The sequence below is a fragment of the Rhodoferax sp. UBA5149 genome (genome assembly GCF_002413825.1).
Lineage (GTDB): Bacteria > Pseudomonadota > Gammaproteobacteria > Burkholderiales > Burkholderiaceae_C > Rhodoferax.
Window position 1 is genome coordinate 1 of sequence record NZ_DHXT01000147.1, and the last position, 6,208, is coordinate 6,208.

General features: G+C 64.7%; 4 protein-coding genes. 3 read left to right on the forward strand and 1 reads right to left on the reverse strand.

Annotated features, from left to right (window positions below; all coding sequences use genetic code 11):
- A partial coding sequence (locus B3V69_RS12655; protein WP_296447066.1) for an NAD(P)-dependent oxidoreductase occupies positions 1-1,354 on the reverse strand: 1,354 nt, incomplete at its 3' end.
- A gap of 272 nt (positions 1,355-1,626) precedes the next feature.
- Here B3V69_RS12655 and B3V69_RS12660 point away from each other — a divergent pair.
- The 3 genes from B3V69_RS12660 to B3V69_RS12670 form a co-directional block, all read left to right on the forward strand.
- Positions 1,627-4,662 (forward strand): transglycosylase domain-containing protein, encoded by a 3,036-nt coding sequence (locus B3V69_RS12660; RefSeq protein WP_296447068.1) that lies wholly within the window; start codon positions 1,627-1,629, stop codon positions 4,660-4,662.
- Between the two features lie 93 nt (positions 4,663-4,755).
- Positions 4,756-5,691: an NAD(P)H-dependent flavin oxidoreductase gene (locus B3V69_RS12665; protein WP_296447069.1), complete on the forward strand. Its 936-nt coding sequence runs from the start codon at positions 4,756-4,758 to the stop codon at positions 5,689-5,691.
- A gap of 17 nt (positions 5,692-5,708) precedes the next feature.
- On the forward strand, positions 5,709-6,208 hold a 500-nt coding region (locus B3V69_RS12670), incomplete at its 3' end, for a hypothetical protein (protein WP_296447070.1).

A 6,208-nucleotide genomic window follows, 5' to 3' on the forward strand; every position in this document is an offset into this window, starting at 1 on the left:
CGCCCGTGAGTTGGGCGTGGATGGCGCCGGCCGACTGCTTGCCGTGCGCCACCGCCTCCACCGTCAGGTCCAGTCCGCCGGCGCGGCAGTCGCCGCCGGCCCAGATGCCGCTCAGGTTGGTCTGGCCCACGGCGTCAGTGGCGAGGCGCCCGCCTTCGAGCTTGAAGCCGGCCTGTGCCAGGACCGGGTTACCGAGTTGCTGGCCGATGGCCTTGAACACCATGTCGGCTTCCAGCGTTTGCATCTCGCCGGTGGGGCTGAGCTTGTCATTCACCAGCGCCTGACGCGCAAAGCGCACGGCGCCGACATGGCCGCTGTGACTGCGATGACCCAGGATTTCAACCGGCGCCAGCCAGTGGTGGATGGTCACTCCGTTGGTCTGCGCCCATGCCTGTTCCGCCGGGGAGGCCGAGAGGGCCTCGGGTCCGCGCCGGTACACCATGTGCACTTCTTCCGCGCCCAGTAGCCTGGACTGCACGGCGGCGTCCACCGCCGTCATGCCGCCGCCAATCACCAGCACGCGCCGCCCGATGGGCAGGGCGGAGAGGTCATCGGTCTGGCGCAGCCTGGCGATGAAATCCACCGCATCCTGCACGCCATCCAGGGCCTCGCCCGGCACGCCGAGCCGGTGCGTGGTTCCCAGGCCCATGCCCAGAAACAGGGCGTCGTAGTCCTTGCAAAGGGCCTCGAGCTGGGCCACGCTGTCCAGCGTCCAGCCGCTGCGGATCTCGATGCCGCCGATGTCCAGCAGCCATTTCACCTCGCGTTGGGCAAAGTTGTCGGGTGTCTTGTAGCCGGCCAGGCCATATTCATTGAGGCCGCCGGCTTTGGGCCGGGCGTCGAACACCACCACCGCGTGGCCCAGCCGTGCCAGCGTGTGGGCGCAGGCCAGTCCCGCCGGGCCGGCACCCACCACGGCGACCCGCTTGCCGGTGGCAGCGGCGCGCGTGAAGAGCTGCGGCCGGGCACTTTCCATCAGGGCGTCCACCGCGTGGCGTTGCAGGCGGCCAATCGCCACCGGCGTGCCCTCCTGCGTATTGCGCACGCACACCGCCTCGCACAGGTTCTCGGTCGGGCAGACCCGCGCGCACATGCCGCCCAGCGGGTTGGACTCCAGAATGGCGCGGGCCGAGCCCCGCAGGTTGCCGTCCGCAATGCGTTTGATGAAAGAGGGCACATCAATGCGGGTCGGGCAAGCCGTGGCGCAGGGTGCATCAAAGCAGTACAGGCAGCGCTCGGCTTCGAGCACGGCTTGCGCTGGGCTCATGCGGGGAGACGCATCGGCAAAGTGCTGGGCGTAGGCCAAGGCGCTCAGACGGCCGGGGCGAACATCGGGTGAGGATGAGGTAGACACGCTGGCATCTCCTGCAGTGGTGAGCAAAAAAGCAAACCTAAAACTGACCGTTTGGTCAACTTATGGAACAGATGCTAGCAATACATAGGCCAGGCTGTAACTAGGGGTTTATCCTAGGGGGGTTGTTGCGCCGGTGCTGGCGCCGAGCGGGTGCGGCAGTCGCAAGACATGCATATCGCATATATTGGGCTGAACAGCTTCAACTGCGGGGCGGATGGCGGCGCGGCCAAATCCGCCTGCTGGGGCTAAACATGAGATTCAGGACGATGCGTATGCGTGACAAGTGGTTTTCATTCTTTGCCAGATTCAAGATTCATTTGGCCGCTTTGGTGTTGCTGTTGCTGGTCGTTGCCGGGCTGCTGATTGCCCAGGAGATGCGCAGTTCGGACTACCAGGCGCGCTTCTTCACCGAACTGGCCAGCAAGGCCGGTTATACCCTCGGCGCGGGGCCGAGTCCGGCCATCCGTTTCCCCCAGAGTGCGCCGTACGATGACAGGCTCGGCTATTCGCAGTTGCCGGTGTTTCTCAGCAAGCTCAAGACCCGGGATTTCGAGATCGTCCGGCAGGCGCGGATCTCCAGCGCCATGGCGGAGATCGTTGACGAAGGCTATTTCGCCCCGTATCCTGAAAAGACCCAGGGCGGCCTGCGCATCCTCGATTGTCACAAGAACAGCCTGTTCCAGGAGCGCTATCCGAAACGGGTGTTTGAACGCTTTGACGATATCGCGCCGATCCTGGTGCAGAGCCTGCTGTTCATCGAGAACCGTGAACTGCTCGATCCGGACCATCCGATGCGCAACCCGGCCGTCCAGTGGGACCGGCTGGCCAATGCGGTGCTGATCAAGGCCAAAAGCACGCTCACCGGCGATGGCCGGGCGCCCGGCGGCAGCACGCTGGCGACCCAGATCGAAAAATACCGCCATTCTTCCGAGGGCCGCACCTCATCGGTCCAGGAAAAATTGCAACAAATGGTGTCGGCCGCCTTGCGCGCCTACCAGCAGGGTGAAGATACCAGCGCGGTGCGGCGCCAGATTGTGCTGAGCTACGTGAACACGATGCCGCTGTCCGCCAAGGCCGGCTTTGGCGAAGTGCATGGCCTGGGCGATGGGCTGTGGGCCTGGTACGGTCGTGATTTCAAGGACGTCAACCGCATTCTGAACAATGGGGCCGCGCAGAACGGTGATTTCAGCGACCGGGCGCAACTGTACAAACAGGCCTTGAGTCTGCTGATCTCGCAGCGCCGCCCTTCTTATTATTTCGACGCCGATGAAGACGAGCTGGAACAGCTGACGGACCGCCATCTGCGCCTGCTGGGCAATGCCGGTGTGATCACGCCCGCCCTGCGCGACGCCGCGCTCAAGGCGAAGCTGAACCGGCGCGCCGCCAAGGTGCCAGCGCCCGCGGTTTCTTTCGTCACGCAAAAGGCGGCCAATGCGGTGCGCACGCATCTGGCCGGCTTGCTCGGCGGCAACCGCTTATATGACCTGGATCGCCTCGATCTGAGCGTCGCCAGCACGCTGGATGCGCCAGCGCAGACGGCCGTGACCAGCCTGTTGCGCGAGTTGCGCGACCCGGCCCATGCCAAGGCGGCCGGACTGTCCGCCAAGCAGTTGCTGGACCGTGGTGACCCGGCCAAGGTGGTGTACAGCTTCACGCTCTATGAGCGCGGCACCGACGCCAACTACCTGCGCGTGCAAACCGATAACTTCGACCAGCCGTTCAATATCAACGAAGGCACCAAGCTTGACCTCGGCTCGACGGCCAAGCTGCGCACCCTGGTGAGCTATCTCGACATCATGGACAAGCTGCATCAGCGGCTATCCACGCTGGACAACAGCCAATTGCGCGCATTGGAAGTCGATCGGCAGGACGTGCTGACGCGCTGGGCGGTTGATTATTTTCTGGCGGCGCCGGATAAAAGCCTGAGCAAGATGCTGGATGCCGCGCTGGAGCGGCCTTATTCCGCCAGTCCTGCAGAAGGCTTTATGACCGGCGGCGGCCTGCACCACTTCAACAATTTCAGGCACGAGGACGACGGCCGGGTGATGTCGGTGCGCGATGGATTGCGCAACTCGGTCAATCTGGTGTTCATCCGGCTGATGCGCGATGTCGTGCACCACTATATGTTCCTGACCCCCGGCTCCTCCGCCAAGCTGTTGCAGGATGCCGATGATCCGCGCCGTGCCGACTACCTGGCGCGCTTTGCCGACCGCGAGGGCCAGGTCTTCATGCGCCGCTTCCTGGTCAAATACCAGGGCAAGACCGCGCAAGAGGCGCAGGAGTTGCTGCTGGGTGATGTGCGTCCCACCGCCTCGCGGCTGGCCGCCATCTACCGCACCCTTTTTCCCGAGGCGTCGCTGGACCAGTTCACCGCCTGGGTGAAGGACAATCTGCCGGACGGCGTCAATCCGGCCGAGCCCAAGTTCGCCAAGTTCTACGAGCAGTACGCACCAGAACAGATGTCGCTGGCCGATCGCGGCTATCTGGCGGGCGTGCATCCGCTGGAACTGTGGCTGGTCGGTTACCTGCAAAACCATCCGGGCGCCAGCCAGACGCAGGTGATGCAGGCCAGTGTGGCCGAGCGCCAGACGGTCTATGCCTGGCTGTTTTCCACCCATCGCAAACAAGCGCAAGACAAGCGGATTTTGAGCCTGCTCGAAGGCGAGGGCTTTCTGGAAATCCACCGTCAATGGGCGCAGATGGGTTACCCCTTCGATTCGCTGGTGCCGTCCTATGCGACCGCGCTCGGCGCTTCGGCGGACCGCCCCGCCGCACTGGCCGAATTGATGGGAATTCTCGTCAATGACGGCGTGCGCAAACCGAACACGCGCATCCAGTCGCTGCACTTCGCGGCCGCCACGCCTTATGAAACCCTGCTGCAGTACAAGCCCGGCCGGGCCGAGCGGGTGCTGGCGCCGGAAGTCGCGCAAGCGGTGCGCGGCGCCATCCGGCGCGTGGTGGAGGAGGGCACCGCACAACGCGTGAAGAAGGCCTTTGTGCGCGCTGACGGCAGCTTTGTCGCAGTCGGCGGCAAGACCGGCACCGGCGACCAGCGCTTCGACACGTTCGGTGCGGGCGGGCGCCTGATTGCCTCGCGCGTGGTGAATCGCTCGGCGACTTTCGTCTTCAACATCGACGAGCGTTTCTTCGGCACCCTCATTGCCTACGTGCCGGGCGCGCAGGCCGCGGCCTACGACTTCACCAGCGGCTTGCCGGTGCAATTGCTGAAGGTGCTGGCACCCCAGCTGATGCCCCTGATCAATGGCGGGACTGGCGCGACGAGTCCGCCAGGCGGCTGCGTGAATTGAGTTCGCCGCGGCGCCGGGGTAACCCGCGCGACAGCGTGCGCCGAGTCGGCTGGCAATAATCGCAGCCCTGTCCCTTTGCTGTATTGGAGCCCCATGAACCGCGTTCTCGCCCACACCGGCGCCAAGTACCCCATTTTGCAGGCCCCCATGGGCTGGATTGCGCGCACGCAACTGGCCTCCGCGGTCTCGCGGGCCGGTGGTCTGGGCATCATCGAAACCTCGTCCGGCGAGACCGAAAACTGTCAGGCCGAGATCACGAAGATGCGCGCGCTGGACCTGCCTTTCGGCGTGAACCTGCCGATTCGCTTCCTGCGCGACGACGCCATGCTGAAGTTCGTCTGCGCCTCGGGCGTCAAGTTCGTGACGACCTCCGCCGGCAGCCCGGCCAAGTTCATCCAGCCGCTGAAAGACGCCGGCATCATCGTCTACCACGCCGTGCCCACGGTGGATGCCGCGCTCAAGTGCGTGGACGCCGGTATCGATGGCCTGGTGGTTGAAGGCGCGGAAGGCGGCGGCTTCAAGAACCCGGAAGAGGTCTCGACACTGGTGCTGCTGCAGGCGATTCGTGCCCGCACCGATGTGCCGATGATTGCCGCCGGCGGCATTTGCGACGGCCGTGGCATGGCAGCGGCGTTCGCGCTGGGGGCCGAAGCCATTCAGATGGGCACGCGCTTTGTCAGCTGCGTTGAGAGCCCGGTGCATGCCAACTACAAGAACGCCATCGTCGACGCCAAGGAAACCGGCACCTGGGTGCTCAACACCAAGGCCACCCCCTGTATTCGCGCCCTGAAATCACAGCGCACCCAGGCCATCCATGACGCGGGTCTGATGTCCTTCGAAGACATGAAGGGCATTCGCGGCGTTTACTTCGAAGGCAACATGGAAGCCGCACCGGCCCTGGCCGGCCAGACCGTGGGCCTGATCGACTCGGTGAAGTCGGCGCAGCAAATCATCGACGATACCGTGGCCGAGTTCTTCGCCATCACCGCGCGCCTGGGCGCGCTGGCGCAAGCACGATCGTTCGGCTGAGCGGGCGGGCACGCACCATGCATCCCCTGCCCGACGGCCTCATCATCATCGCCAAGCGCGAATGCCCGACCTGCCTGCTGGTCGAACCGCTGATTCGTCAGCTGGCACAGGGCAGCACGCCGCTGACGGTTTACATCCAGGACGACCCGGCCTACGCCGCGGGCGTCCCGAATGCCATTCTTGACGACACGCTCGAACACTCGTACCGGCTCCATGCCGAAATCGTGCCCACGCTAATCCGGGTCGAAGCCGGATGCGAGGTCGAGCGCACCTACGGCTGGTACCGCGATGACTGGCAGCGCATCACCGGCGACGCCGACTTGGGCGCCGACTTGCCGCCTTTGCGCCCCGGTTGCGGCTCGAAAACGCTGGAGCCCGGCATTGCCGAAGAACTCGCGATCCGTTTCGGCGACGTCAAATTTTCTTCACGCCAGGTCGAGATCGGCGCGGGCGAGGACTTGATGGAAGCCTGTTTCGAGCGCGGCTGGACCGACGGCTTGCCGGTGGTGCCGCCGAC